Annotated in this window: 20 protein-coding genes; 11 read left to right on the top strand and 9 right to left on the bottom strand. The window is 63.7% G+C overall.

Translation table 11 applies throughout. The features are described 5' to 3' along the window. Nucleotides 1–531 precede the first annotated feature (531 nt). From ACSMFO_RS04810 to ACSMFO_RS04790, 5 genes are all read left to right on the top strand, one after another. Complete coding sequence (locus ACSMFO_RS04810) at nt 532–2,829, top strand: tetratricopeptide repeat protein (protein WP_436457106.1); 2,298 nt, start codon at nt 532–534, stop codon at nt 2,827–2,829. A gap of 702 nt (nt 2,830–3,531) precedes the next feature. Further along, a complete protein-coding gene (locus ACSMFO_RS04805) occupies nt 3,532–4,230 on the top strand; it encodes a Crp/Fnr family transcriptional regulator (RefSeq protein WP_436457105.1) in 699 nt (232 codons plus the stop codon). 52 nt (nt 4,231–4,282) lie between these two features. After that, nucleotides 4,283–5,236: a hypothetical protein gene (locus tag ACSMFO_RS04800; RefSeq protein WP_436457104.1), complete on the top strand. Its 954-nt coding sequence runs from the start codon at nt 4,283–4,285 to the stop codon at nt 5,234–5,236. Nucleotides 5,237–5,249: 13 nt separating this feature from the next. Continuing rightward, entirely contained in the window at nt 5,250–7,340 is a 2,091-nt protein-coding gene (locus tag ACSMFO_RS04795; protein ID WP_436457103.1) for a hypothetical protein, read from the top strand. A 4-nt stretch (nt 7,341–7,344) separates the two neighbouring features. Beyond that, on the top strand, nt 7,345–8,103 hold the full coding sequence (locus ACSMFO_RS04790; protein ID WP_436457102.1) for a hypothetical protein: 759 nt from the start codon (nt 7,345–7,347) through the stop codon (nt 8,101–8,103). A 582-nt stretch (nt 8,104–8,685) separates the two neighbouring features. Here the strand turns inward: ACSMFO_RS04790 and ACSMFO_RS04785 are convergent. The 7 genes from ACSMFO_RS04785 to ACSMFO_RS04755 form a co-directional block, all read right to left on the bottom strand. Beyond that, nucleotides 8,686–9,201 (bottom strand): AAA domain-containing protein, encoded by a 516-nt coding sequence (locus ACSMFO_RS04785; RefSeq protein ID WP_436457101.1) that lies wholly within the window; start codon nt 9,199–9,201, stop codon nt 8,686–8,688. Nucleotides 9,202–9,334: 133 nt separating this feature from the next. Further along, a complete protein-coding gene (locus ACSMFO_RS04780; RefSeq protein ID WP_436457100.1) occupies nt 9,335–11,188 on the bottom strand; it encodes a DUF2357 domain-containing protein in 1,854 nt (617 codons plus the stop codon). Continuing rightward, nucleotides 11,188–13,590: an AAA family ATPase gene (locus ACSMFO_RS04775; RefSeq protein ID WP_436457099.1), complete on the bottom strand. Its 2,403-nt coding sequence runs from the start codon at nt 13,588–13,590 to the stop codon at nt 11,188–11,190. Before ACSMFO_RS04775 ends, ACSMFO_RS04780 begins: the two co-directional genes overlap by 1 nt. Further along, the gene (locus ACSMFO_RS04770; protein ID WP_436457098.1) at nt 13,511–15,127 is read right to left on the bottom strand and encodes a hypothetical protein; all 1,617 of its coding nucleotides are present in this window, start codon (nt 15,125–15,127) and stop codon (nt 13,511–13,513) included. Before ACSMFO_RS04770 ends, ACSMFO_RS04775 begins: the two co-directional genes overlap by 80 nt. After that, on the bottom strand, nt 15,108–18,425 hold the full coding sequence (locus tag ACSMFO_RS04765) for a DEAD/DEAH box helicase (protein ID WP_436457097.1): 3,318 nt from the start codon (nt 18,423–18,425) through the stop codon (nt 15,108–15,110). The genes ACSMFO_RS04770 and ACSMFO_RS04765 overlap by 20 nt, the downstream gene beginning before the upstream one ends. Then, the gene (locus ACSMFO_RS04760; protein WP_436457096.1) at nt 18,415–19,734 is read right to left on the bottom strand and encodes a protein kinase domain-containing protein; all 1,320 of its coding nucleotides are present in this window, start codon (nt 19,732–19,734) and stop codon (nt 18,415–18,417) included. Before ACSMFO_RS04760 ends, ACSMFO_RS04765 begins: the two co-directional genes overlap by 11 nt. 68 nt (nt 19,735–19,802) lie before the next feature. Beyond that, the gene (locus ACSMFO_RS04755) at nt 19,803–20,498 is read right to left on the bottom strand and encodes a vWA domain-containing protein (RefSeq protein WP_436457095.1); all 696 of its coding nucleotides are present in this window, start codon (nt 20,496–20,498) and stop codon (nt 19,803–19,805) included. Between the two features lie 242 nt (nt 20,499–20,740). Between ACSMFO_RS04755 and ACSMFO_RS04750 the strand changes: the two genes are divergently transcribed. The 5 genes from ACSMFO_RS04750 (at nt 20,741) to ACSMFO_RS04730 (ending at nt 22,558) form a co-directional block, all read left to right on the top strand. Beyond that, nucleotides 20,741–21,031, top strand: a complete 291-nt coding sequence (locus ACSMFO_RS04750) for a hypothetical protein (RefSeq protein ID WP_436457094.1) — start codon at nt 20,741–20,743, stop codon at nt 21,029–21,031. After that, nucleotides 21,031–21,201, top strand: a complete 171-nt coding sequence (locus tag ACSMFO_RS04745; protein WP_436457093.1) for a hypothetical protein — start codon at nt 21,031–21,033, stop codon at nt 21,199–21,201. The genes ACSMFO_RS04750 and ACSMFO_RS04745 overlap by 1 nt, the downstream gene beginning before the upstream one ends. A 97-nt stretch (nt 21,202–21,298) precedes the next feature. Beyond that, the gene (locus ACSMFO_RS04740; protein ID WP_436457092.1) at nt 21,299–21,766 is read left to right on the top strand and encodes an SbcC/MukB-like Walker B domain-containing protein; all 468 of its coding nucleotides are present in this window, start codon (nt 21,299–21,301) and stop codon (nt 21,764–21,766) included. Beyond that, nucleotides 21,715–21,966 (top strand): hypothetical protein, encoded by a 252-nt coding sequence (locus ACSMFO_RS04735; protein ID WP_436457091.1) that lies wholly within the window; start codon nt 21,715–21,717, stop codon nt 21,964–21,966. The genes ACSMFO_RS04740 and ACSMFO_RS04735 overlap by 52 nt, the downstream gene beginning before the upstream one ends. 58 nt (nt 21,967–22,024) lie before the next feature. Continuing rightward, nucleotides 22,025–22,558: a TIGR02679 domain-containing protein gene (locus ACSMFO_RS04730; protein WP_436457090.1), complete on the top strand. Its 534-nt coding sequence runs from the start codon at nt 22,025–22,027 to the stop codon at nt 22,556–22,558. Here ACSMFO_RS04730 and ACSMFO_RS04725 read toward each other — a convergent pair. Continuing rightward, the gene (locus ACSMFO_RS04725; protein ID WP_436457089.1) at nt 22,545–22,739 is read right to left on the bottom strand and encodes a hypothetical protein; all 195 of its coding nucleotides are present in this window, start codon (nt 22,737–22,739) and stop codon (nt 22,545–22,547) included. The genes ACSMFO_RS04730 and ACSMFO_RS04725 overlap by 14 nt on opposite strands. A gap of 634 nt (nt 22,740–23,373) precedes the next feature. On the opposite strand from ACSMFO_RS04725, the gene ACSMFO_RS04720 reads away from it, so the two are divergent. Continuing rightward, a complete protein-coding gene (locus tag ACSMFO_RS04720) occupies nt 23,374–23,922 on the top strand; it encodes an NUDIX hydrolase (protein ID WP_436457088.1) in 549 nt (182 codons plus the stop codon). On the opposite strand, the gene ACSMFO_RS04715 is transcribed toward ACSMFO_RS04720, so the two are convergent. Then, a complete protein-coding gene (locus tag ACSMFO_RS04715) occupies nt 23,908–24,822 on the bottom strand; it encodes a helix-turn-helix domain-containing protein (protein WP_436457087.1) in 915 nt (304 codons plus the stop codon). The genes ACSMFO_RS04720 and ACSMFO_RS04715 overlap by 15 nt on opposite strands. Between the last annotated feature and the right edge of the window lie 828 nt (nt 24,823–25,650).

Here is a 25,650-nt window from a genome sequence, read left to right as displayed (position 1 = left end):
GTGGAGACCAACCCGCGAGCCAGGCTCGTCGCGCAGCTGGTGCAGGTACGGACATTGGCTGGCGAGCCGACGCTGGCCGAATTGTCGGAGATGAATCCCGAGCTCCTCGCACGGACTACTGTGTCGGATCTTCTGAGTGGGCGTGGTACACGAGCGCCACGTTGGGATCGCGTCGCTGCGTTCGTCAGGGCGTGCGTCGAGATAGGCAGGAAGAAGGGCCTCAAGCTTCCACCGCTGGACTCGCTCCTGGGCCAGGTGCAGCTCCATCACAACCTGCTCGTCACGTCGCTCGATCCAGGTCCACGGCGACCCGTGACTCCGCCACTGACCACCACACCCGAGCCGCGTCCTTCTCAGCCGAACGTGCGCCGTCGGTTTGGTGTAGTGCCGCACCGTGCAGGGTGGTTCCAAAGGCGTGCCGCGGCCGTCTCAGTACGCCGGGCGCTCGAAGGAACAGGCACTCCGACGTGCGTTTTGACCGGTCTTGGAGGTGCGGGAAAGACTCAACTTGCAGCCGATTACGCGCATACGATGTGGGACGCCGGAGAAGTTGATGTCCTGCTTTGGATCTCCGCAGACAGTCGTGATGCTGTTGTCTCGGCGTATGCGGAGGCTGGCGATGAGATCTTCGGACACGACTCGCCGCAGCCTGCCCGGATGGCGCTTCGCCTGCTGGCTTGGTTCGGCGAAACCGACCTGCATTGGCTCGTGGTGCTGGACGGCCTGCAGCAACCAGGTGATCTAGCGGGCTTGTGGCCGCCGCACACCTCAACGGGTCAGGTCGTCGTAACCACCCGGCGCCGGGACGCGGCCCTCGCGGGGGGCGATCGAACCCAAATCGAAGTAGACATGTTTACCCCGACCGAGTCCGCAGGCTACCTCAAAGCAGCACTCGCCGGGCACATCGCACTTCTCGACGGTGCCCAGGAACTCGCCGCAGACGTGGGGCATCTACCCGTGGCTTTGGCACAAGTTGCGGCCTATCTGCTCGACAGGAGCCTGACCTGTTCTAGCTACCGAGTTCGGCTACTCGACCGCCGCCGGACGTTGGTTGATGTCTTCCCTACCCGCAGCGAGCTGCCCGACGACCAGCGCGCGACGATATCGGCGATCTGGTCCTTATCTATCGATCTTGCCGACCGATTGCCTCCGGCCGGACTCGCTCGGCCAGTGTTGGAAGTGGTCGCGGCTCTTGACTGCAACGGTATTCCTGGTGCGTTGTTCTCTGTTCCAGCGGCCGCGGGTCAGGTCGCCGGGTTAGTTGGTCGCGCGGTCACTGAAGACGACCTCCACGATGCGCTGCGTGTGCTACACCGGCTCAATCTCATCACCGTGGACGCGACCGAGCCGGGCCGAACCGTCCGTGTCCACCACCTCGTTCAGCGAACCACATGGGAGTCGCTAACTTCAGAACGCCAAGCGCAGGTGGCGGGAGTTGTGGGCGACAGCCTCGTTGAGGTGTGGCCCAAGTGCGCCCAGGCAGACAGGCTTGTCCAAGTGCTGCGGGCCAACGCTGAGGCCCTTCACTATACAGCAGGCCTCCAACTATGGTCACCGACCGCCCATCCAGTACTCTTGCAGCTTGGCGAGAGTCTGGGCCGCGCCGGACTTCTGAGCAGCGCCGTTAGCCACTACCGACACTTGCTAACGACGGCACAGCAATATCTCGCGCCGGATACCCCCCAAGTACTAAGTATTCGAGGCAGCTTGGCGACCTGGCTCGGTGAGGCCGGCGATGTTGCAGCTGCGGTGACGATGACCAAGGATCTTCTGAACGACCGAACACGCATGCTGGGACCGGACCATCCCGACACTCTCAACACCCGACGCCACCTCGCCCACTGGTGTGGCCAGGCCGGCGCAGCGGCCGAAGCCGTGGCCATTCTCGAAGCAGTGCTTAAGCACCAAGACTGTGTCCTCGGTCCGGACCATCATGACACGATGACAACGTGCCACTTTCTCGGCCACTGGCGTTTCGCGGTCGGTGACTGGCGCGGCGCCGTAACAGTCTTGGAAAGGATCGAGCAAGCTGAGAAGGAACTTGGCGAAACCACTGAGCGAAACCTCGCAGCGGCCGCGCTGCTTGCGATGGTACGCCTTCGGCCTGAGCGCGGTATTGTGAACATGACTGGCACGTACGAGGAACTAACATCCGCATATAAGGACCGATTCGGAGAAGTAGGTCCTGGCACTCTAAAATGGAAAATTGGCGTCGCCGTCTTAAATGAGGTGAGTGGTAGTCCAGAGTGCGGCCTGCGAGAGCTTGATAAAATCATCTACGAGCACCGAGGTGTCCTTGACAACGACCATCCGGTTCTGCTGAGCGCACGCAGTGCACTGGGACGACTTCAGGTCACGACAGGAAGTATCTCAGAAGGAATTGCAACCCTAGAGGAAGTCGTAGTCAAGCAAGCGCAAACGCTGGGGTGGGAGCACTCGGACACTTTGAGCAGCAGGCTCGAACTGGTCGGGCAACGGGGCTGCCTGGACAGCAAAGACCAGAATCCGGAGAGTTTGCATGAAGTAATTTCGGACAGTATTGATTTTCTCGGCGAAAGCAATCCGGTAACACTCTGGTTACGCGAAGAATCGGCCAAATGGCAGGGCCAGTGGGGCGACCAGGTAGGCGCTCTCGCAACTCTCGAAGCAGTACTCGCCGATAGAATCCGATTCATCGGGCGATACAACGCAAAGACATTGGCGGCGCATGCTAATGTATTACTCAAAAAAGATGAACTGGGAATTCCTGTCTCCGATGTCGAAGTTGACATGCTGATCGACGACGTCGAGTACGTATTCGGTATAGGTATTGATAAACTGCTGGGCTGATGCGTCGCCATTCAGCTGAGCGGCGCTGGAAAGACCGTGCAGATCATGTCGGCCTGCGCATCTGCGGTCGTTGCAGTTGAGAAGGCGCTCCGCAATTCGAACGCCATAGGGGAGGACGAGCATGCCTGCCGGCCCAGGCTGATCGACCCTAAGGCTGCTATGGAAAGGCTTCCGGGCAAGCAGGACGTGCAAGCGGTCTAGGTCCCTGGCGACTATCCTCGACCGCGGACTGATGTCTACCGTCTCGCTGGCAATCAAGGGCGTAATGTCGGCCGCCAAGGCGATACCGAGCACCAAGGCCGAAGCGGTGATGGAGTTGATGTTGCGGCCGATCCGGAGCCTGGCCATCTGCCAGCGAGCGACTCGGTCCACAACAGATCGACGCGATGCAGGCGTCGTGCTGGCGAAGCTGTCGTCTATGGCAGTACGCCACCGCCACCTGGGGAGTCGCCAGCCGGACGCCGCAGGAGCTTCTGGACGCCGCCTCGACTGAACTCACGTCCTCGAGCAGGGCCCGCCAGTTTCGGAGGAGTTACGCTGCCTCTCAGCGAGAGTGGCGCAGCTTCAGTCATCACCCAACTGGCGCAAACGGTCACCCACGGTGAATGACTACGCGTAGTCATGCGCGACCGGCCGAGACATTCGAGTGATCACATGGCCGGGTCGCCCCGATCCCGCACATCCATGACTAGACATGAGGTCATGCCCGCAGTCGACCGGTTCCCGCGTCCACGTGGTTTCCGTGCGCTCGTCCCGGCGCAGGCCTGGGCGACGCTCGCGCAGCAAGGTGTCCGATCGCACCACCAAGCCCGAGAGCGCCTGCTAGGTCAAGGAGACCCGGGCGGCTGGGTTTATTTGTGTCTGTCTGGCCGAGTCAAAGTGGTTTACGCCGAGCCCGATGGCCGCGAACTCATGCTCGCAGTCCGTGGTCCTGGCGATGTGATCGGCGAACTGGCGAATGGGGACAGCACTTCCAGATCGACCACCGTCCAGGCGATTGAGCCCGGCATCACCGCGAAGCTGTCGGACCGGCGGTTTGGCGAGTTCGTTGAACGCCTCGGGCTCGTGCCACAGTTGAACAGCTACATCCTCGGCAAGTTACGGGAAAGCGCGGCCCATGCCTGGCAACTCGCTCATCGCACCACGCCGACTCGGCTCGCCGCCCTGTTGTTCTCCGTCATCGACGCCGCGGGCCCGGACCATCCCCGCGCCACGACAATCGCGATGTCGCAGGAGGAGCTGGCCGCAGCGTTGGGCCTAGCCCGCTCTGCGATCACACCGGTCTTGGCTGACTGGAAAGCCGCGGGATGGATCAGGATCGCGAGAGGGAGCGTCGAAGTCATCGACGTAACGGAGATCACGTCCGCCGTTGTGTCCAGTTCTGGACAGAACCGCCTGTGAATGGCAGGCAGCCTTGGTCCAGTCGTAACCAACGCGCACAAGAGGAGCTGTGGTGGGGTTGCATCTTCAAGAAGACAGCACGATCGTGGGACGATATATCGGAGTGCTTGCGGTCGATGTCCGTCGGTTCAGCAGGTACAACAACGACCAGCAGAAGGCGATCGCCGCCATGTTGCCAGAGATCCTGCAACAGGCCGCGATTCGAGCCAGCGTCGAGCATCTGTGGGAGCAGAACGAGTTCCTTGCTCCTCGCGGTGACGGTTACCTCGTCGGTTTCAGCCCCGACCTGCTCAGTGCGGTAGTCGACAAGTTCTTCGATGCGCTGCAGGTCGAACTACGCCTGAACTCCCCTAGGTTCCGCACCCTCGGCATCGAGGTTCGACTACGGGCCGCATTGGACCTGGGGCCGGTCCACGCTTTCGATGCGAGCGTTACCGACTCACCCGCTGGGAATGTCATGGTCAACGCCGCTCGCTTAACCGACACACAAGAGGTCAGGGCGTTACTCGACAATTCAGATCCGGCTGTCACGTTCGTGGCTACGGCCATCTCACAGTCGGTCATGAAGGACGTTGTCTCGGCTGGCCGGACAGTGCGCCGGCCGAGTGAATTCGTCGAAGCGCCGATGCGGGTACCGGAGAAGGACTACTCGGAAGTCGGATACCTACGCGTACCGGCTGCTTCCGGTGAGCTGCTCCGGTCAGGGCTGCTGTTCGACGAGTCTACGGTGGACAAATCGCCGACCGCCGTGCCCGAGACCGATGACGCAGACACGGCCAACCGCAGCCAGGCGACCAGGTTCGGAGCCCACGATGTGTCGGGTGGGGTCCAGCTTAGGTCAGTGCGAGATGTCAGCGGAGGCGTCACGGTGACTGGCGACAACAACGTCACGGCAGGCCGGGACCAGACAACGCACAACCAAGAGTTTTCGGGCACCTTCCACACTGGGATCGACGCCAACTTCGGTCCTGGCAGCGGCCGTCGCACCACCACCGACAGCATCTAGGAGCGGTGAGGCAGTGAACAGCGAACACGACGTCGACAGCTTCGGCATGCTCGAACCTCCCCCTAGTCCAACGCCTTTGGTCTCACGGCCGGTCCAGGCGACCGCGTTGTCTTACTCGGCCACTTCAGTCGAGGGTGATGGCAACGCGACGGCCGGACGCGACCTCAGAATCATGAGAATCGAGAACTACTACGCGCGCGGAGAAGGTCTGGAATGGGGTAGCCGCGCCCACACCCGCCAACGGCGGGGCCGCGGGCTTCAAGACCGTGAGGCCCTCCGGCAACTGGCTCACAAGTACGTCAGTCCTCTGGGGTTGCTACCCGAACACGCTACCGAGGGAACGCGAACAGCCTTCGAGATCCTGCGCGACGAACGCCTTCTGGTTCTTTCCGCACCCGAGGCGGACGGCGGCCAGTTCGCCGGCGGTCTGCGGCTGGGCTACGAGTTGCAGCAGAACGATCCGGGGCTAGTAGTCCGTGAGGAACTCATCGACGAAGATTTCCAGCTCAGGGCCGAAAACATGCTGAGCGACCACGAACGTGCGGTGGTTCTCGTAGACATGCGCGGTCCGAACGGTGAGCTTCATCAGGTGCAGCTGGCGCTGGTGGAATTCGTCCGCGAGCTCGAACGCCACCGGAGCTTCCTTATTCTGATCGTCCCGCACGACCAGAACCGGAAATTCAGTGAGCGCCTCCCCGGCCGGGTGCACGAGCTGGGAAAACCTCTGTCTGTCGAGGTCTTTGCACGCTACCTGACCGTGATCGATGCTGCAGGACTCATCACCGCCACAGAGACGCAGGGTCATCTCGAACGGATGTGGCCACCGCGGGTGAAGGAGCTCGCCGAAACCGTCGAACGGCGTGCGAGTCGCGGCGAAGACCCAGCTGAGGCGCTTCGGGATTCACTCCTGGGGCAGAAGATCGATCTCCGCGCGGAGATCGGGAAGCGCCAGGAGGCTGGCGACTCGGAGTGGCTCGCGCTGCTGCTGGCCGTAGCAGTGCTAGAGGGTTCAGCGCCGGAACACATTGTGAACGCCGCTGACGCGATGCTGAAGAAGAACAAGCTGAAGGTGGAGGAGCAGGTACCGTTGCTTCGCCCGAGTCCCTACGCCCGGCTGCGGCATCTTGACATCGAGCCGTTCGATGTCGAAGCCCGAGAGTTCCAGCAACCCGGCTTCGGCCTGGAAGTTCTCCGGCATTTCTGGCGGGAACACCGTGATCTCCAAGACTCGATGCTGTCGTGGATCGGCGAGATACCCAAGAGGTTCGCGGACCTGGCGGACGAGGACCTGGAACGAATCGCTGACCGCACCGCAGAGCTGGCGGTTGGGGCTGGCCATCAGATCGCACTCAAACTCGCGGAGCAGTGGACGGCGAAGGACACAGAAGGCAACACCTCGCTCCAGACCCCGGAGTCACGCTATCGGCGTTCGGTCGCGGTACGCCTGCTCGTGACGACTGCCACGGACACGACGTTGGGAACGCCAACTCGTAACCGGCTCCTCACGTGGTCCAAGGGCGCCAACGCCGATCTGCAGCTGCTGACCGCCGAGGTGTGCGGCGAACTCGGGACCGAGTTCCCCCGTATCGCGCTGACCCGCCTCAAGCACCTCGCCAGCTCAGAGAACAAGGAAGTCCGGGAAGCTGTCCGGACAGCTGTGCACGGGATCGGCACCACGCTCGGCGGCGCCCGGTTCCTGCGCTACCTGTCGGAGTGGTTCGACGACGCGACTCCGGCACGGCTGCAACTGCTATCCGTGAGCGCCTCTTCTATGCTGCAGGAGCAGCTCGCCGACCTGGACTCGGCGACTATGTCGTCCTTCTGGAACCAGGCACTCGACAAGCTGCCCCCGGAAGACCTCCGCCCCGTCGTGCGGACCTGGGTCCATACAGCTGCCGCCGCCCCGATCGAGCAGCGGCCACTGATGGTCGAGCCGCTCGTCCAAGCCACCCAGTCCGACCCACGGCGGATCGCGCAGCTGCAGTTCGCCAGCAGGATCCAGAGTATTCCTTTGGGGCCGCTCGGCAACGATCCCGTGGACGAGGTCTTGTTCCAGCTATGGACCCGGCTGGACGAGGTTGATCCAATCCTGCAACCGGAGTGAGCACGTGACGGCTCGAAGCAAACGCTGGCGACGCCAGAAAGAAGCGGCGAAATACGCTGCGATCCCACGGCCGCTGCCTATCGGCGCGCCCACCGAATTGTCACTGCCTAGCGTGGACGATCGCTTGCGATTCACCGTCACGGTCTTCGTCGAGGCCCAGTGGGGCGGAGTCTGCCCGGCTCCGCCCGCTCTGCTGGACATCGCGCGGCACGGTGTCGCGAGGAGGGCTGACGACGTAGCTCGTCACCACCCGTTGACGGCTCAAGAGCGGCTCCGCTGCGAATTGAACGCCAACCTCCACCGCTGGGACCGGGTTCCGGAAGCAGAGGTTATGGCTCGCGGTCACTGTTTGTCGATCAACACCGATGCTGAACTGGTCGCCGCCGTGGCCGCGCGCGAGGAAGCCACTCGCCGTCAGCTAGTGGGATCGTGGGTGGAAGAGCAACGCGTACGGCGGACAGAACAGATGAGCACGCTGCTCCTGGATCCGTTGCGTGCGACAGCGGCGTGGTTTCTGGAAAACCAGGACAAGCCCGAGCAGGTCGTAGAGACCGCCAATGAATTCAAGAAGCTGCAGGAGGTTCTGTCGCCTAAGAAAGGTCCCGACTCTGCGGGAGCGCTGCTCGACGAACTGCTCAGGACGATCGACGAACCTGGCCGGCTGCGTACGCTAACCATTCTCAAAAATGTGCTCGTGAGAAATGAACGTCATGACCTCGCCGCCGGCGTGGTTTTTGCAAACGGCGACGCTGCACAGAGCTAGTTGTTTGGAGGTTAGTCAGGCGGCTTAGGTGTTGGGCTGACCGCCCCGGTGGATATCTTTTCGCTGTGGATGCAGGCGCGTTCGCGGCGTTGGTCGCGAGCACGTCGAGGTGGCGGTACTTGCCTAGCGCCAGCACAGGTGAGCGTGTCGGTGACGGGCGAGTACGGCGTGGTTCGGATAGTTAGCATCGGCAACCATGAAGGTGCGCAGCAACGTGAAGTCGCCTCGATCGGATTGGTCCTGGACGAAGATGCCGAGGTTGCGGCTCGACGACGGTCCCTCCCATGGACAAACATGATCGGGCAGACCAGAGAGTCCTGACCCGTGCGGCTGGCGATTACGTCGAGTCATCGACCGCCCTGCGCTCCGACTCCATCGGAAGTGGCCCGGTCACTGATCGAGGCGCACCGACGTCGTAGACGAGCATGGGAGACCACGACGTAACCTTGCGGACGACAGCGGTGGCCGACCACTGCTGTCGTCCGCAAGCGAGGCTCAACTCCGGGGCGTGTTGCACACTATCCACAACGCTCACGTTGAGGTGACGTTCCCCGTCTTCGGTCCGATTGGCCACGCTCGGGATCATTGGCGCCATAATTCCTCCGCGCCTTTGAGATCTGACTCTTGGTCACCGGACTTTGCTGGATCCTGGTCGGCTTGCGTGCGCAGACCGCCGCACGGCGGCCGCCCACAAATCGGGTGACTTGCCATCGACGTTGACGATCTTGAGCAGACAGTCCTTGTCATTCCCGCCGTACGCTGCGAGCACGTTGAAGTTGAGGTGTTCGGACCAGTTGGGTAGTCGCCGATGACTACCACTTGGCGCCGGGCGCGGGTTACGGGCACGTTCAGGAGATTGGGCGTTTGTGCTGCCCAGCTGCGCGACCTGGCCTGGTCGGTCGCCGTACCGAGGACGAGTAGGAAGATATCTGCTTTCTTGCCCTGCGTTGTGTGGACGGTGCCCAGTCGGTTCGACGTAAGCAGCCAGGATCCGACTTCTTTGCGGAGACTTTCGACGATGTCACGGAAAGGACTGACGACAAACACGGCTTCCGAGACCCGTCGTGCGAGTTCCAGCTCCCGTGCTTGGTCGTTCACTGCTCATTGGGAGTTTCCCGCCAGCTCGGACTCCAGGCGCGGGGTGATGCGTAGCCGGATGATGTCCAGCCGTCGCCTGCATGCTCGACCCTGCCATTCGCAGGGATGGCGCTGCTGAATCGATAGCGGATGGTCAATTGCAGGTACAGTTCGTTCGTTCTGGGCAAGAGGTGCACCACGGGCAACGGAAATGAGTTCCAGCGGCGGTGGTTGAATCGGCGCAAGGCACCGTAAGGATATCCGCTCCTATAGAGAGGTCGAGATTATCGCCGTCCTGAGCGTCGACCACAGCTCGGTGCGGCCAGAGGATCGGGTATCTCTCGCCGCAAGAGTGGCACCGGCGAGTTCCCCACTCCGTCCGGCAGGCGGCGCAACGACACAGGAATGTGTCCTGGTCCCGCGGCTGGAATTCAGCGTTCGCTCTTCGACATATCGGGCATGTCTCGAGAAGACCGAAGACGCGGATGGCGGAGTCGATGATCGCGGACACCGTTGAGATTCCGCTTTGGACTGACTCGAGGTTTTTCTGGCCGGGTCTCTGTTGCTCCAGAATATTTATCAGTTCCTCTTTTTCCGCGACGCTCGGACGTCGCAGGACGGCAAGCGTGCGCACGCTCCGTTTTTCGTACCACTGGGTCGAAGAAATATATTTCGGGAAAGTAACGTGAATTTCTGGCGGATAGGACCTGGTGAAGCGTAAGCCTTGAATCGTCCAGCGCAGGGCGCGGGCGATGCGCTCTTCGCCTTCGATTTCCAGCGGGCTCACTGGAACGAGAAGTGGGTCGCTGCCGAAGCCGGCTGGATGGAGTCGTCGGCGTTCGGGCGCTGACAGGGCTGCGCGATTTGCCCGCAACCCTGGATAGATGACGATCGTCGGCTGAGGTAGTCCCAGAAGGTGATCGACTTTGGACGACTTGATCGCGTCCAGTGCGGGCGCGCCGAGGTCGTCACCGATCGCTACGAGCCACGTGAGCACGGCCGTGTCGTCAGCGAGCGAGATCGCGCCGCCCTGCGTACTCGTCCACGTCAGGTCATCTGTCGGCCCGTGCAGCCTGATAGCCCTGGGCTGGGCAAGATCCGGTGGGTGTTCCTCGTTCGCGGCGTAGCCGAGGATGCTGAGGGCGCGCATTGACAGGGCGGCGACATAGTTCTGGTACGCATTCGCGAAACTGTGCTCCTCCGTCTGCGCCTGTTGGGCACGTTCTGTACTGTGAACCGCCCATCGCTCCCAGAGGATCCCGACGCGCCGGTACCTGTTGTTGTCGGTGAACAGGTTCGTCCTCATCAAGCGAATGGGCAAGCGAGCTCTGCGGTTCGCCTGTCTGAGTACCGGAGTGGTGCTTTGCGCGCGCAGCCGGACCTTCGCGTTCGACAGCTTGGTGCGGGTCTCGTCGATCGCGGCGGACGCGGCTGCTGTGTCCTCGATCGCCGTTGCCACTAGTTGCGCGATGCGGTTCCGGCTGCGCCATGATTGCCGTCGCCGCAGCGCGCGGTCGTATTCGTCGAGATCGGTGAGACCGGCGCCGAGGACTGTCAGATCGCGGATTCGGCGTTCCAGGTACTCGCGGAGCCGGTCCACCAGTTGGGCGACGACCTGGTTCTCGTAGAAGTCGAGGTATTCAGTGTAGCGAGATGTGAGCACGCGAAGGGGCCGTATTCTGCCGTGCTCCACTCCGGCCAGGTCCTCCGTGCGTGAGGACAGGCGGGCGATCCCCGCTGGCGGCACGCGGCGTGCGAGGTCGGCACGGACAAGCTGCTCCGATCGATCGAGCCGGTCGTGGGGTCGTGCGCAGACGTCGGCCAGGACATCGAGTCCTGACAGCACTGCTTCGTCCAGCTCGTTCAGCTCGGCATGCTTCGCGGTGTTGGGCACGAACATGTTCGTTTCCAGCCACTCCGCCATGGTGACCGCTTTGGTCAGAACCCGGGCGATCTCGATGACCGACGTGACGATCAGCGGGTCCGGTGAGTCGTTGTCCTGCGACATCAGCCTTCCCTTCGCCGCTGTTCCTCGTCGAGCAGACGGGCGCTTCGTACCGGGCTGCCTGCGAGGTCATGCAGTTCCCAGTGTGTGTGCACCGCGTCCCGCAGCTTGCTGAAATTTTCCGGTGTTACGTCGTAGCGGCTCCGCACCGGGCGAAGGATCTTCGTAGCCAGGAAGTGATCGACCGCCAAAGAGCGGCCATCCTGGTCGCTGTCGCCATAGTCGTGACCTTCGTCGGGACGGGTACCCGCGAGGGCCGAGATAACGACCGGAACGAAAAGCTTCAGCTGTTTCTCCAGCCGCGGCCCGATTGCGGTGTGACCGTGCTCGTTCAGGTCGTCGAACAGCCCGCGGAAGAACTCCCACGCCGCGTTCGTGTCGTCGTGGTGTGTCCGCTGCGCCGATGCGAAGGCGGTGCGGAGGGCAGCTGTCCCGTACGGGAGAACCTCCGGTGTCGAAGCGGTCGGTAGATGGGGCCGCTGCGCCGGCAGTTCCATGAGATGCGCACGGTTGTACGTCTTGTCCGCAAACTCGAGCGTCGACTCGTCTTGGTTGGCCGTCCCGATGAACCACACGTTGTCCGGCAGCAGGACTTGGGCGCCTTCCACCAGGTGTCGAGGAGCTCGCCCAGTGCTCTTGGTCACCAGCTGGATCGGCCGCTTGTCTCGGTTCTCCAGTTTGGAAAGGACAACCGAGAAGTACTGCTCCGGACGAGACAGGTTCATCTCGTCGAGGATGATGAAGAACGGACGATCTTGGTACTGCGGCGTCTGGGCACGATAGAGCGCCTGAAGGAATTCGGTCTCCTCGAACCGTCGCTCGAAGGTGTTGTGGTGACCGAAGAGGTCCGTGCGGTCTCGCCACCCGGCCTGGACCTCGATGACCGCATGACCGGTTCCGAGAGCTGCGGCCAGAGCTGTTGGCAAAGAAGTCTTACCGATGCCGCTCATTCCCTCGAGAAGGTGGAGGCGGCTCATGGCCAGGCCGCCGAGCAGGACGCAGATGTCGTTCAGCCGGTACGCCAGCCGGCTTTCGCTGAACATCGTTGCTTGGAGGGATCGAGCCAGGACCGAGAGCTCGACCGGTGACGTCGCAACCGCGCCGCGTTCGGCGAGGCGTGTCTCGTCGTCCATCGCGACACAGCGAGGAAAAAGCGGGGTTTCCGGGTCGGTGCGATCGCGGTAGAGCTCCTCGACGGCGGAGCGCAGTTCGGCGATGCGGGTTTCGTATCCGCGGCGCAGGACATCGAAGTGCTGCTCCGCGTCGCTGAGCTGCTTCACCTGCAAGTTGTTGATCCGGTTGGCCAGTGCGGTCCCTCGCAGTTCCTGCAGCTCGTACCTCGTCCGCTCCCGTTCGGCTGTGAGGTCCCGATTCACGCGCTCCAGTTCGCGCAGCCGGTCGAGATCGTCGTCCGCGAGCCGGGCAGCCAGCTTGTCCCGCAACTCGGTGTTCGCCGCTCGGAGCTGTTCCAGTTCGGCGAGCAGGGTCGCTGGGTCGGTCGATCCGATCTTGAGCTGAACCCGCTCATGATGGGCCAGGCGCTGCCGCAGGTCGTCGATCGTCTCGGCGCTTGCTTCCACCTCGATCTTGGCGACGTGGAGTTCGCGATCGATAGCGGCCACTTCGTGGGCTGCGCGAGCAGTGATTTCCACTTCCAGTTCAAGTTCGAGACGTTCGAGGGCGATCTGCTGCCCGCGCAGAGCGCCGCGGTCGAAACGGAGCTGTTCTTCACCTCGGTCGAGTTCGGCTTGTCGCCGGTCTGTCTCCGCGAGCTTCTCCTCGCGCAACTTCTCGAGCTCGGCAATATCGGCTGCGCGGCGCTCATCCAAGGCCCGAAGCTGATCGTCCAGCTCGGTTTGCACGACACGGCGGCGTTCCGCCAGCACCTGTTCAAGCTCGGCCTGCGCCTTGCTGGACCTCTCCTCGAAATCGGCTTCGGCTTCTTGTTCTAGGCGGCGGACTCGTTGTTCGCGGGCATCGAGGTCGGCGACGGTGGCGGCGGCGTCCTCCTTCAGCTTTTCCGCCGCCGCAGTGGCGGCCGCTGCTAGCTCGAGGTCTTGCGTGAGCTTCGAGCGGGCGGAGTCAGCCGCGGCAGTGGCCTTCTGCGCTGCCTGTTCGCGTACCCTCGCGGCGTCGGCACACCGTTCGTACTCGGCTGCTTGATTGATCAGCGCGTCGTACGCCGACAGCAGGTCATCCGCTTGGCCGGTGAGACGGGCCGTGGTGGCGAGCCTTTCCGCCGTGAGGGCGCCTTGTACCTTGGACTCGTCACCCGCGCGCTGGAGCGCTTGCGCGACGTCGGCCGCTTTCTCCCGGGCGCGGTCCTCAGCGCTCTTGGCGGATTGGTGCGGGCCGCGCGGCGGAGTCGGCTTTCCGATGGTTTTCCGCTTGGACCGATTCGCCATCGAGGTGGAGATCCTTTCCTGTGGGGGCGACGTCGACAAGGGGGAGGCCGAGATAGGTGGCCACCGTGTCCTGAGCCAGCCGCCAAGCGGCTTCGCCAGCATCGACGTTGAGGACGGCTGCCTGGGCATGCGAGCCCTTGTTTCGATCTTTCGAGAGGTTCGTGAGCTCGGACAGCAAGTTCGGCCGGACCGCGGCCAGCCGTCGAATCGGATGATCACTGTCGCTGTGAACGGCTGATACGACGGCGGCGGCCAGCAGCTCTGGGGTCTTTGCGCCGGCGGGGCGCGCCAGAGCTTTTCGTAGCTGGCGTGCCGCTGTCACCACCTTGATGTGGCGTTGTTCCCCGAACGGCATGCCGAGTCGTGTGCAGTAGTCTCCAAGGAGCGGGCCGACCGGATCTGCAAAAGCGGACATGATGCTGTTGGATGGGCGGTTCATGTTCACGACGTCGCGCAGGATCGCTTCGTGCAGGCGCCAGGCATTTCGCGCTACATCTCCCAGTTCAGGAGCCCCGTCTCCCGTCCGGCGAGCACGTTCGATGTCGCGCTCGAGCAAGGTGAGCAGCTCGAACAGGTCCTTGTGCTCGCGCAGTCCGACGGTGAACCGGTCTTCAAGCTTCTCGGCGATCCTTCGCCGGACCGCAATGTCGATCAAGTCGTAGTCCAAGAGGAGCGCCTCACTGCGCGCGCCGACGAACCGCTCGATGCGATTACGCAAGGTGGCGGATTCTTGAACGCGAGTGGCGACCATCTTGCGAAGGTAGGTGCTTGGCCGCGCAGTGAACGGGTTACGAGCGTTCCAGCTCAACAAGTCGCTGCCTTCGGTTCCTCGCCGCTCGAGGAACAGCTGGATCGGAATCCAGACCGGAGAACCCGACGTCACCAAGGAAACGCGCGAGACCACTCGATCCGGGACGGGGGTGTCCCACCGGCGGTTCCGACCGCCACCGTGCCGCTTTGCCTGTTCGCCGCGGGCGACCGCTTCGACGATCTGCTCGTGGTCGGGAGGATCGGGTGCGGTCCGGCCGCCTGCCGGCCGTACCGGGAAGGCGCTCACGAGCCAGGGGGAACCGGCGGTTCGCAACTGCACGCGGGCTCGGCTGGACGTGTTCCAGGTGACTTTCGCCTGGCTCGGTTCCAGTGTGGACGCGGGCCACAGTGAGCCCGTCGTCACATCTTGGTAGACGTACGTGGTGATCGTTCGCGTCGGGTCGAGGAAACCGTCTCGAAGCGCCTTCCGGCCGATATCGGTGACGGCGTTGTAGCGGTCGAGGTAGGCGAGCGCCTTCAGATCTGCCCGCACGACATCCACCAGTTCTGCTTGCAAGCCCAGGATCGCGCCGATCTCGTCGGCTTGGCGGAATCCTGCCCTTCCCAGCCCGAGCACCGCGGATTGGAACATGTTCAGCCGCTGTTCGTGCACCAGCGGGGAAACCACCCGGTACCGCAGCGCCGGCCACAGCAACCACTGCTGAGGGCCGCCCACCTGGGAGTGGCTTGGCTGCACGACCGGTGTGTCAACGCCGAACGCCAGCACCGTGCACCCCCTCGCACAGGCTCCGGAACGCGATGATGCCTTCGGCGACCGACCTTCCCGGCACACCCGGAGCGCCGGGCGTCGACGACCGGTCCGCCATCGCCGCGTCGCCGACCGCGATCAGCAGCCGTCGTTGCCGGCTCATCGCGACGCACATGCGACTGTCACTGAGCAGGTGTCCGTAGCGCTGGACGGCTTCGGCGGGGTCGGCGAAGGACGACGGCGGTGGGCTGCTGCGGGTCACCGACAGCAGGACCACGTCGAACTCCATTCCTTGGAAGGCATCGACGGTGCCGATCCGGAGCCTGGGACGCGGCCGTGGACCGCTGGTTGTGGCCATGGCCGGGACCGGCTCGAAGTTCCCTTCGTCGTCCGGTACCCCCAGTCCGGCGTCGATGATCGCGTTCTCTACTAGTTTCTGCTGCGCCCGGTAGAACGTGATGACGCCGAACGTAAGTTCCCGTCCCGTGTCTTCGGCAGCAAGCTTCTTCAGCTCTTCGGCGAGCCGGCGGGCCTCTGGTTCTCGAGTCCAGCTGAATCCGTCTTGCTGAGCACCGCCGGCCACGTCGTGGGGCACATCGATCCAGCCCGCCACTTTGCCTGTGTAGGAGGCCAAGTTGTGCGTGAGGCTCCGCGTCGACGGAGCGGCTTTGATCGCATCAGGTGCTCCGTAAAAGACTTCGCTGACGAATCGGCCGAGTACCGGGTGCATGCGGAACTGGGTGTCGAGGCGGATGGTCCGTACGGCAGGCCTCTCCCCAGCGAACAAGTCGAACCATCGTTCGAAGAGGCTTTTGGACAGTTCCGAGCCGTCCAGCGCCCGGTTGCGGCGCAGCTCCCGCTCAACCTTCTGCTCGAGAGCGTGTGGCAGCTGTTTATGGTCACCCACCAGAATGATGCGCTTCTGAGCCAGGGCCATGGGAATCATAAGGTCGAGCGGGTTCGCCCGGGCCGCTTCGTCCACGATCACCGTGTCGAAGACCGGCAGGGGCGCGGCGAGGATCCGATTCATCTCCAATGAGTTGGCCTGCTGGACCGTGGAAGCCAGGACGGTGTTGTAGCGGGCGAGGGTCGTCTCGACGAGGCCGATGTCCTCACGCAGATCGTCTCGGTAGGTCCGCAAGACCTGGTCCACGCTGTCCGGTGAGTCCATGAACGCCTCGGACACCGCTTCGGCGATCTCGTGCAGCAGCGTGCCGACTTCGGGGTCGTGCCCCGGCGTGCCGCTGACGACGGACCTGCCGCCCACCCGATCGAGGAGCACCAGGCGGAGTTCGGTCAGTTCCGCAAGCAGCTCGAAGTCCGCGTGTCCCGCCGATGCTGCCCTTTCCAATGTCGTTTTCTCGGCTGAGGCCAGTAGCGGTTCGAGCCGGCGCACGGCCGAGGCGGCTTGGACCTGACCATCATCCGCGAACGCGGTCTCGGTCACTCGGATCGACCGGATGACTCGGGCGAGCTCGTCCTGTTTCCGCTGCGGGAGCGTTTCGCGGGTTCGTTCGTCGGCACGCTTGTGCGCCAAGGCGCGGTCCAGCCGGGCGCGAACCGGCCCGGGCAGCTCCGTGCGCGATAGTTGCTTGGCCTCGTCCAGCAAGGCGGTTAGGTCGGCTCCGGTCGTCGGCTGTTGGCCGTAGTTCGCAGCGATCTGGCGGAGCCGAACCAGCCGGTCGATTTTCGCGACATTCGGCCGGTGTTCCACCAGGTACTCCTCCAGCAGAGCCGCGGTCTCGTCGCGCCACTGACGGGTGCTCTGCTGATCGCGCTCGGGCTTCGTGCTGACCCGTGTCGGTGGCAGCCCGAGCCGTCGCGCGCGGCTCGCCACGTTGTCGACGGCATCGTGCTGCACACTCGAAATCAGCGTGCGGTTCGTCGCCACGGCCCGCTCACCGACTTCGTCGAGGCAGCGAAGCAAGTCCGCGATGAAGCGGGTCTTCCCGGTACCGGGCGGACCTTGGACCAGCAGGATGTCCGGGGTGCGCAAGGCCAGCCGGAGCGCAGCGAGCTGGACCTCGGTCGGTTCGGCAGCGTCCGGAGCTGTCCGCAGGCCGGCTACGACTGCGCGGTCGTAGCGGGGATCGGTCCGCGGATGCGCTCCTGGCCTCGGTAAACCTTCGATGAGCAGGCGCAGTCCGGGGAGCTCGGCTTGGTCCGATTCGATCCGTTCGCGGGCCAGGTCGCGCCTGCGAAGACGGACCCGGTCACCGGACAGGGACTGGTGCAGGTAACCGGTATTGGGTGGCGGATCGTCGCCGTCGATGGCGAGGTCGAGAGTCCGGTTGTTCTTCAGCACTTGGCGCACTTTGCCGTGCACGCTCGCGGCGGGACGGCTTGGTTGCCGAGTGAGCTCGGCTGGCAGATCACCGGCCGCCTCGAGCTCGAGACCGGTCCGCGCCGCCACCGCACCGAGGAACCGGTCAGTCCGTTCACCTGGTTGCAGCTCGAACCGCCAGACGGAATCGGAGAGGATCTGGCAGCCGTGGTAAAAACCCCATTTGAGCCGCTTCGCCTCATCGACCAGGGCTTCGCGCTCGATGTCGTTATAGGCCTGCCACAGGTTGAGGTACGTTCGCCCATCCGAACCCAGACCCAGTAGCGCCGCTCGGATCGCTTCCGTCGCGTCGGCCTCCTCACCCTGGTCGGTGAACCGAAGATCGATTGCGCTCAACCGAGGCCATTTCCCGCGATTCGTCGTCGCGGCGTCGGTCATCCTGGTGATTCGGAATTTGCCCTCGACGAGGGCGACGTCAGCCACCCAGCGCCGACCGTGCAAGGTGAACGCGTTGACACCCTGGGAAAAGTCGTCGGCGACGCCTCCGCTGTGGATGAACCGGGGGACGGTTTCACCGGGTGCGGGATCGAGGGCGAATTCGTCGGACAGCCAGTCGCGTACAGGTGTGAACCCGCTCGGCGCAGCTTCGGCGGCGATCCGGACCTGCTCGGCGACGGCGTCGCCAACACCGATGGCAAGGTGTTCGCCCAGATCGGCGTGCACGAAAGAGCGGCACTCGAGTCCGAACTCGGTATCCGTTGTGTACGCGGCCCATGCGAGCGCGACGCGGCCCTCGGCTCCGAGCCAGTCGAGATCGTACTGCTCGGAGACGTGTGCGCGCTCAGTATCTGGAGGTTCGGAGAACACCTCGAGGTCGAAATGAGTGCCTGCAGGTGCCGGTCGGAGCTGGACCTCTCGACCGCGACGGTCGCGCGAGGCCGCCGCGCGCAGCCAGGACGGGATCTGCCGACCTGGGTCGAGCCGGAGCCGGATCAGCCTCGATTCGCCGACGTTGACTTCTTCAGCTAACACCCGAGGCCTCCGCGGGCTGGATCGCGACCATCCTGTGAGGATGTTGGGAGGGACCGAAGTGCAGGACCCACGGCTCGTGCACCGACTCGGTAGCGGAGCCGCCTGGCCTGAGCTGACGACCTTCACCACCCGATGGTGGCACCCGGCGCACCACTCCTCGCCCGACGTTCCTCACTTCGACTTCTTCACCCCCGTCCCACGCCAGCCGCAGCAACCGTGCGGTGGGATCGACGGCGTGGCGGACTGCCGATCGCGCGGTGACCACCAGCGGCTGTTGCTCCTGCAGAACCAGGGACAGGTCGGCGTCCGGGATGGTCACGGGTGAACTGTCGCCCAGGCGCGGGAGCTGTTCGAGTACGGCGACAGCGAGCACGCGCGGACGTGGGTGGCCACACCACGGGCACCGTTCGCGGGCCGCGTAGAAGGTGTGCGGACAGCCTGCACACCGGACGCATCGATCGGCCGCGGAATGCAGAGCGTCCGCCCACTCGCCGGCTCCCGGCCGGGCCGCTGGGTCGGCCATGCCTTCCTCGAACGTCCGTCGGAACAGCTCGCGCAAACGCCTGGTGAGCAATAGCTCTGCCGGGTACCCGTGCTCGGTCCGGTTGCGCCCGTCGGTGCTGTGGTCGATCCACGGGAGTAGCCCGAGTGCGGCGTCGTCTTCGTGCTCGGCCGGCCCCTCGTCGACGAAGTCGCCGATCAGCGGGTGGTTGGTGGTCAGCATCTCGTAGGCCATCGTCGCGAACGAGTGGACGTCGCTGAGGGCGGTATTGCCCGTCGTACCGCGCAGCAGCTCTGGTGCGGTGTACAACCGGGTGCCCAGCCTCCTCGCCACCGCACTGCTTTCGGTCTGCAGGTTGTCGGCGTCGACGAGCCACACCTGGTCGTGCTCGGCGATCGAAGAAACGAGCACGTTGCCCGGTGATACGTCGCTGTAGACGATGCCGCGGTCGTGAAGCGTGGCGAGTATGTGTGCGCACTTCGCGAGCAACACGAGCCTGCGACGCAACCCACCGCCCGCCGCGTACCAGATGCTGTCTTCCTGATCTCCGGGCGGGGCACACAGCACTCGCAAGGCGACCATGTCCTCGAGCAGTTCCATGACGTAGCCGACATGCGGAGGGGCGAGCAGCTCAAGGGGCCGGCAGATGGGGATGCCGCCGAGGGGCAGCCACCTCAAGCGCTTGAGCCGTTCGTCGACTTCAACCGGTGTTTCGCCGACGGCGTTGCAGAGCTTGACCGCGAACCCGCCGCGCCTGGTGCGAAAGACGATGCCTTCTCCGCCACTTCCCAAGGGGTTGTCGGTCAAGAGATCCAATGGAGTTCCGTCGGCCACGCGGACGCTCGCGGGCCAGCTGTGAGTCGGGTAGCTCATTGTCAGTCGAGGTCCGCCAACCGGATGGCCTGGTGACCCGCGTGCGCCTGCAGCGCGCCAGTGACGGTGGCGGTCACCCAACGGAACATGCGGGTGAGTTCGTGAACTTGATCCGTGCGCAGGAGTGACACGCCGGGTGTGCTGAACGCTGTCAGCACTTCGTTGGCCTCCGCGGTCCGGTCGGCTCCGATGCCGATGGCCAACCTCAAGGCTTGGCCGCCTCGGCGGGACGCGAGGAGCTCGTTCAGTGGATCTTCCCAGTCGTCGGTCGGGACGCCGTCGGACACGAGAATCAAGGTGGGCGGGAAGGCGCGCTCGGGTACCGCTTCGGGATTCTCCAGAAGAGTGCGAGTCACATCGAACGCGCTGCCCAGAGGAGTTCGTCCGTGGGGGGTCATGTCCACCCAGGAGGCTTGAGCAGCCGGGAGCATCGGCTGATGTACTACTGCTTCAGCACCGCCGAATGCCACCACCGCAGTATGGATTTCACCACGGATTGAGTCCTCTGCGGCGAAAGCAGCGAACATCGTTTTGATACTGCGGTTGAGGACAGCGATTTTCTCACCGTCCATGCTGCCGCTGACGTCGGCAAGAACCACCACTGGCATCGGTCGAGGCGCTCGCCGGGAGCGAGCCGACAGTGGTGCCGCGACTGTCCTTGCGTCTAGTGACCGTGTCTTCCAGTTGTCGTCGGTCAAGCTTGCCAACCCTCCCTGTGCGTATCCGCGCAGTTAGGCACGGACGCTCCATCCCCGTGGAACACTGCAGGATCGCAAATCCTTTTCAACGTGTCAATGATCTTGCGCTACCTGTAGGTTCTCCGTGGTACTCCCGTCCCGTCAACCTCACACACGAATTTGGAATCCGTGCCAGTCGCGTTCAGCGCTGTACGCGCGAGACCATTCACAATGAGCCTTACTACCACTGCAGGGCGTGCACGATGGCGTTGGGTTGCCGATACCTAGACAGAGCGATCGCGGCCGCAGCGGCCAATGTCGACGATCTGCGTCGAAAGGCCGGAGAGGCTGCGGTGGTGATGACCGAGGCCATGGATCTCCTGACTCGGCGGGTGGCGTTGCCAAGCGTCGCGGAGGCCGCCACTCCCGGATCCGACCTCGTCGGACTGTGCCGGCTGCTGGCGGAGACGACGACTAACCAGATCGAACAACCGCTGTCGCCGTTCAGCAGAGTTTTGGCGCCGCGGCGCATCGGGCCAGCGAAAGCATGTTGATGCGTGCGGTTCAGCAGACGGCGAGCGATCTGACCACGACGTTCGATCTCAACTCGGATATCCAAGACGGACTCTGGCTGATCGACTTCACCAACGCCACAGGGCGTCGGCCGGTAGCACTCGCCGCGGCGAAGTCGCGCGAGCAGGCTGAACGTGCGGCCGGTGCTTGACTGAGCGTGAGCACCGGGTTTCACGGACATCGTCATCGGGGGCGTCGGCGAAGAACTGCGACGTCGGCTGGGGCAGGCAGACGGGCTGGTGAAGGCCATGGACCGGAGTCTGCGGGACATCCGGACCAGCCACGGCATCGGCGTTCGTCTTCGGTGGGAACTGGTGGAACCCAGGAAAAGCGCGGCCGCGCGGATTCGCGAACTGGTCACGGAAAGCGGCGCGGTGCGCCCGCCGGAACACACCGATGAACTCATCCGGCTGCTGAAGGAACGGGTCGACGAGCGGTTCAAAGACGATGAAGCAGCCGGCTACAGCGAACACCTGCGTGCCGCGCTTGACTATCGGCAATGGCATCGCGTCGAGGTGTCCATCCTCGGGCCGGACGCTGGGCAGATCCGGAAGATCAGCCGCCGCGCCAAACTGTCCCAAGGCGAGACCCGTTTCGTCTCGTATCTCGCGCTGTTCGCGGCCGCCGATGCCTACCTGTCCGGTCGCCGGACGCAGGTTTCGCGTTGCGGATCATCCTGCTCGACGACGCGTTCGCCAAGGTCCACGGCAGGATGATCGGCGAGTTGATGGGATTGCAGGTCCGGATGGACGTCGACTTTTGTATGACCGGACATGCCTTGTGGGGAGCCTATCCGCAGGTGCCGAGCCTGGACATCTACGAAATCCGTCGTGCCGAGGGGACGGCGGCCGTCGCGACGCACGTGCACTGGGACGGCAGTGCGCGGCACTACCTCCGGTCGGCGGGCGGGGCGTGAGCGACGGCATTCCCGCGAAAGCCCGCGAGTATCTGGCGCGGCCCGGGTTCGCGGGTCTGTGGCGGTCCTTGCGGAAGCGCTTGGAAACAACGAACTGGCCATCCGCGGCTGGGTCGTCGTCGAGCTGGACTATGAGGCAGCCGAGGATGTGTCCGGCCTGCTCGGGCGGTTGATCGGGCCGGGTAGGGCCAGAGTCTCGTTGACCGACCTCGATGCGGTCCTGCGTTCGTCGGTGGTGGCACACGGCTTGGTCACCGTCGCGGGCGAGATGACCGGCGGGCCACTCACCGACAGGAAATCAGCCAGCCGAACCCGGCCTGAGCAAAAGCTGGATGACTGGACTCGGTGGGAGGCGGAGATCGCGGACGCGGAGCTGGACGCCGCCCCGTGGGTATCCCGATGGCAGGAGGGTGTGCGACGCGCAGGCCTAATCAGCCGTGCCGGGAACGACGTGGACACGGTGATCCGGCGGACGGTCGCGGTCTTGCGAGCCCTTTCGGAAACCATTCCTTTGGGCGATCGTGACGCGACCGCGATGGCCGAGGCGCGCAGGCAGGGGCGTGAAGGACATTCCCTGACTAGTGGGCGGTGACGCGTGGCCGATCGACCTTGACTGTGCCCGTCTTTGTCGCGTTGGTCCAGTGGCTCGGGGCAAAGGTCGCGAGGACGTTGCTGCCCTGGTCGTAGACGTACAGATGCCCGTCTCGCACATCCGCCGAATTGGCGGCCTCGAAGGAGTAGGTGGTCCTGCCATCGCGGACTTCGTAAGACATGGGCTCCTCCTCGTGTTTGGTCCTCATAGGTCGGTGGCCTGCGCACTGTTGTTACAGGTGGTGACGGTCCTCGATCTGGACACTCACTTCTACGTGCACGACAAGGGATTGCGGACATTCCCTGGAGGTCGACGGGCCTCACCGAACTGGACCCGATGCTGTTCGCCCTAGTCTGCGTGCCGCACCACTCGCGTGGCCGGTGACAGATGACGAGATCTAGTTCAGCGAGGGCTAACTACGAGTTGTGCGAGCTGGCGAAGCGGTACGCTCGGCCAATCGGTGGGGAACCTGCACATCTGCGTGACGCGATCATCGCCCCGCGCGGTGTCGACAAGAGCACGTGGTGGTTTACGATGATCCCGCTGTGGATGGCCGCCCACGGTTCCCGAAGTTTCCTCACTGTATTCGCGAACTCGGCGACGCAGACAATAGGTCACCTGACCGCGTTCAAAAATGAGCAGCAGAATAACGCAGTGTTTCGCTCGGAAGTTCCGAAAATGTTGAGGAGCCTGTGCGAGTCTGCGAAAGCAGACGTCCACAAGATAGTGAGGATCAGATTGCGATTCTCCTTATCGCTCGTCAGTAGTGATGGTTCAGCGGATAGTCGAGGCGTCACCCGGCCTAAACTCTTGGCATGACTGACGATCTTGGGTCGTGGAAGACGTTTGGTGAGCGGCTGGTCTACGACAACCGGTGGGTCCAGGTCGGGTTGACCGACGTCGAGGCGCCGAGCGGTGAACGCTGGGATTACCACGTAGTGCATCTCGCTCGGATAGCTATCGCGTTGATCGTGAATGACCAGGACGAGGCCTTGATGTTGTGGCGCTACAGGTTCGCGACGAAGCAATGGGGCTATGAGCTATTGGGTGGAATGGTCGAGGCTGGCGACGACTCTGTCGGGACGGCCGTGCGGGAAGCTGTTGAGGAGTCCGGCTGGCGGCCGATCGGTGAACCCGAGCATCTGGTGAGCTTCGAGCCATTGCCGGGCCAGGTCACGGCGCCGGTGGATGTGTACCTTTGGCGCAAGGCCGAGTACATTGGCGAGCCCACTGACGCGGAAGAGGTCGGTCGGGTGGAATGGGTGCCGTTGTCGCAGGTGAATCGACTTGTACAGCAGCAGAAGTTGCTTGGATCGGGCACATTGGTGCCTCTGCTCTACTACCTCAACTCACGACCGGCGTAATTCACCTGGACGAGAGATGCTCGGCTCGCGATGCCGGTGATCAAGTTCCAACTCGAGCTCGGTCAGGCGATTGATGAGCCAGTCACAGGTTTGTTGACAAGTTAGGGCTTCGTTGGCGACGCGTTCAAGCTGACCTGCGTAGAAGACGACGTCATCGTTGTTCTCGAGAAACAGGCTGGTTGTGGGCTGTTGGTGATGAACGAGTGGAAGGTGCTGATCGTGTCGATACAGGGTGAAACTTGTTTGGAGGCTGGCCAGAGCGAAGTGATCGGGTACTAGGTGGATGTGGTGGCGAGGTAGCGACGATGTGATCAGCAGGTGCAGTACTTGCTCGTGCCTTACGGAGGGTTCTATTGGGCGTCCGAGCAGCGTGGCTTCGGGCAGGTAGAAGGTGAAGGGGCCAGGTGACCGGAGGGATGCTGTCTGGCTGGCGAGGCGCGTGCGCACTGCTGTGTCGAGGGCGGGGCCGTCCTCCTGCCCGTTCCTGGTGAAGGCTTCGCGGATGTAGGGCTCGATCTGGAGTTGCCGCGGGATTTCGACAGGGGCGTAGGTCGTGATGGACTCGCTGCCGGTGTCGAGCACCTTGATGAGTGGAAGGTCGTCGGGAAAGCCGTTGGGGTGGCTTCTGACCTGGTAGCCGTCGTCGGGGAGGCGGTCTAGTGCTACTAGTTCGTCAAGCTCCTGTGGGGTGGCTTTCGCTCGGGCGAGGTATATAGCGATGTCGCCGGCTTGGTAGTTGCGGAGGCCGCTTTCTAGCCGTGAGATGGTGGAGGCGGGCCAGCCGAGCATGCGGCTCATGTCGGTTGCGAGGTAGCCGGCGCGCATGCGGATTCGCCGCAGGTGGGCGCCGAGTTCCCTCTGCTTTGCGGTCGACAGCTGTGGTGTCTTCTTCGCTTTCACCGGTTCCTGCTCAAGGTCGCTGCGGAGACGGGCCGTCCCGCGAAGGCTTGGGTCGTCACAGGTGTTGTGACGGCATGAGATAGCGGACTACCTGCGGAAACATCGTGTGTGACGGCTGTGTCGGCTTGCTTCGTGCCCGTCACGTCGGCCGTGAACCGCCATGGGAAGGGCGGTTTCGAGAGGCAGCGGTCAGTCGTCACGTCGGTGAACGAGGCGCGCTTTGTCGTGTGGTGACGAGTTGCGCGGCTGTGCTGGCGACCTTCTGGAGGGCAGTTACGTGTCCGGTCAGTCGGTCGAGCCCGAGCGGGGTAAGACGCAGGTTGGCGCGGCTACCTGCGAACCGGATAGACACGTAGCCGGCTGCGGCGAGGGGCTCGGCATGGAGAGAGACGGAGTGCGGCTTGATTCGCAGCGCGTTCGCCAGAACCGCGTCCTCGTACCAGTGCAGGTCGGTGAGGAGGCACATCAGGAAGAGTCGGACTGGCAAGATTAGAAGCGGGTCGAGGTCGCGGTGGGAGGACGGAACCGCAGGGCGTGTCGACGGCATCACTGCTCACCATTGGTCGGCTTATGAGAGCCGGGTCGTCGGAAGTGGCGTGCTAGGGGTGACCTGGCTGGGCTTCTCCGCAGCTCAAGTGGGTCGGGGCCGAAGGGTTTGCCGCAGTGCGTGGCCGGGCTGTGCGGTGCGCTGCCACCCTGGGGGAGGCGACATGCGGCTTTTTGGAACTCAACCGCAGTGCCGGGCGGTGGCGCGATGATCAGCTGGCCCGTTGTCGGGCGCCTCGTTGTTACTGGTGAACGGCGGGCGCGACGCAGTCCTATGTTCGT

It is taken from the genome of Amycolatopsis sp. w19 (genome assembly GCF_051373225.1).
Taxonomy (GTDB): Bacteria; Actinomycetota; Actinomycetes; order Mycobacteriales; family Pseudonocardiaceae; genus Amycolatopsis; species Amycolatopsis japonica.
Note: the sequence above shows the minus strand (reverse complement) of the source record. Positions and strands in the feature narration are given on the sequence as shown.

Excerpts from the sequence above, each read along its gene's own strand:
- ACSMFO_RS04775 (WP_436457099.1), bottom strand. The coding sequence starts at position 13,590 with ATGGCGAATCGGTCCAAGCGGAAAACCATCGGAAAGCCGACTCCGCCG.
- ACSMFO_RS04740 (WP_436457092.1), top strand. The coding sequence starts at position 21,299 with ATGGACCGGAGTCTGCGGGACATCCGGACCAGCCACGGCATCGGCGTT.
- ACSMFO_RS04780 (WP_436457100.1), bottom strand. The coding sequence starts at position 11,188 with ATGTCGCAGGACAACGACTCACCGGACCCGCTGATCGTCACGTCGGTC.
- ACSMFO_RS04805 (WP_436457105.1), top strand. The coding sequence starts at position 3,532 with ATGCCCGCAGTCGACCGGTTCCCGCGTCCACGTGGTTTCCGTGCGCTC.
- ACSMFO_RS04720 (WP_436457088.1), top strand. The coding sequence starts at position 23,374 with ATGACTGACGATCTTGGGTCGTGGAAGACGTTTGGTGAGCGGCTGGTC.
- ACSMFO_RS04750 (WP_436457094.1), top strand. The coding sequence starts at position 20,741 with ATGGCGTTGGGTTGCCGATACCTAGACAGAGCGATCGCGGCCGCAGCG.
- ACSMFO_RS04725 (WP_436457089.1), bottom strand. The coding sequence starts at position 22,739 with ATGTCTTACGAAGTCCGCGATGGCAGGACCACCTACTCCTTCGAGGCC.
- ACSMFO_RS04745 (WP_436457093.1), top strand. The coding sequence starts at position 21,031 with ATGCGTGCGGTTCAGCAGACGGCGAGCGATCTGACCACGACGTTCGAT.
- ACSMFO_RS04810 (WP_436457106.1), top strand. The coding sequence starts at position 532 with ATGTGGGACGCCGGAGAAGTTGATGTCCTGCTTTGGATCTCCGCAGAC.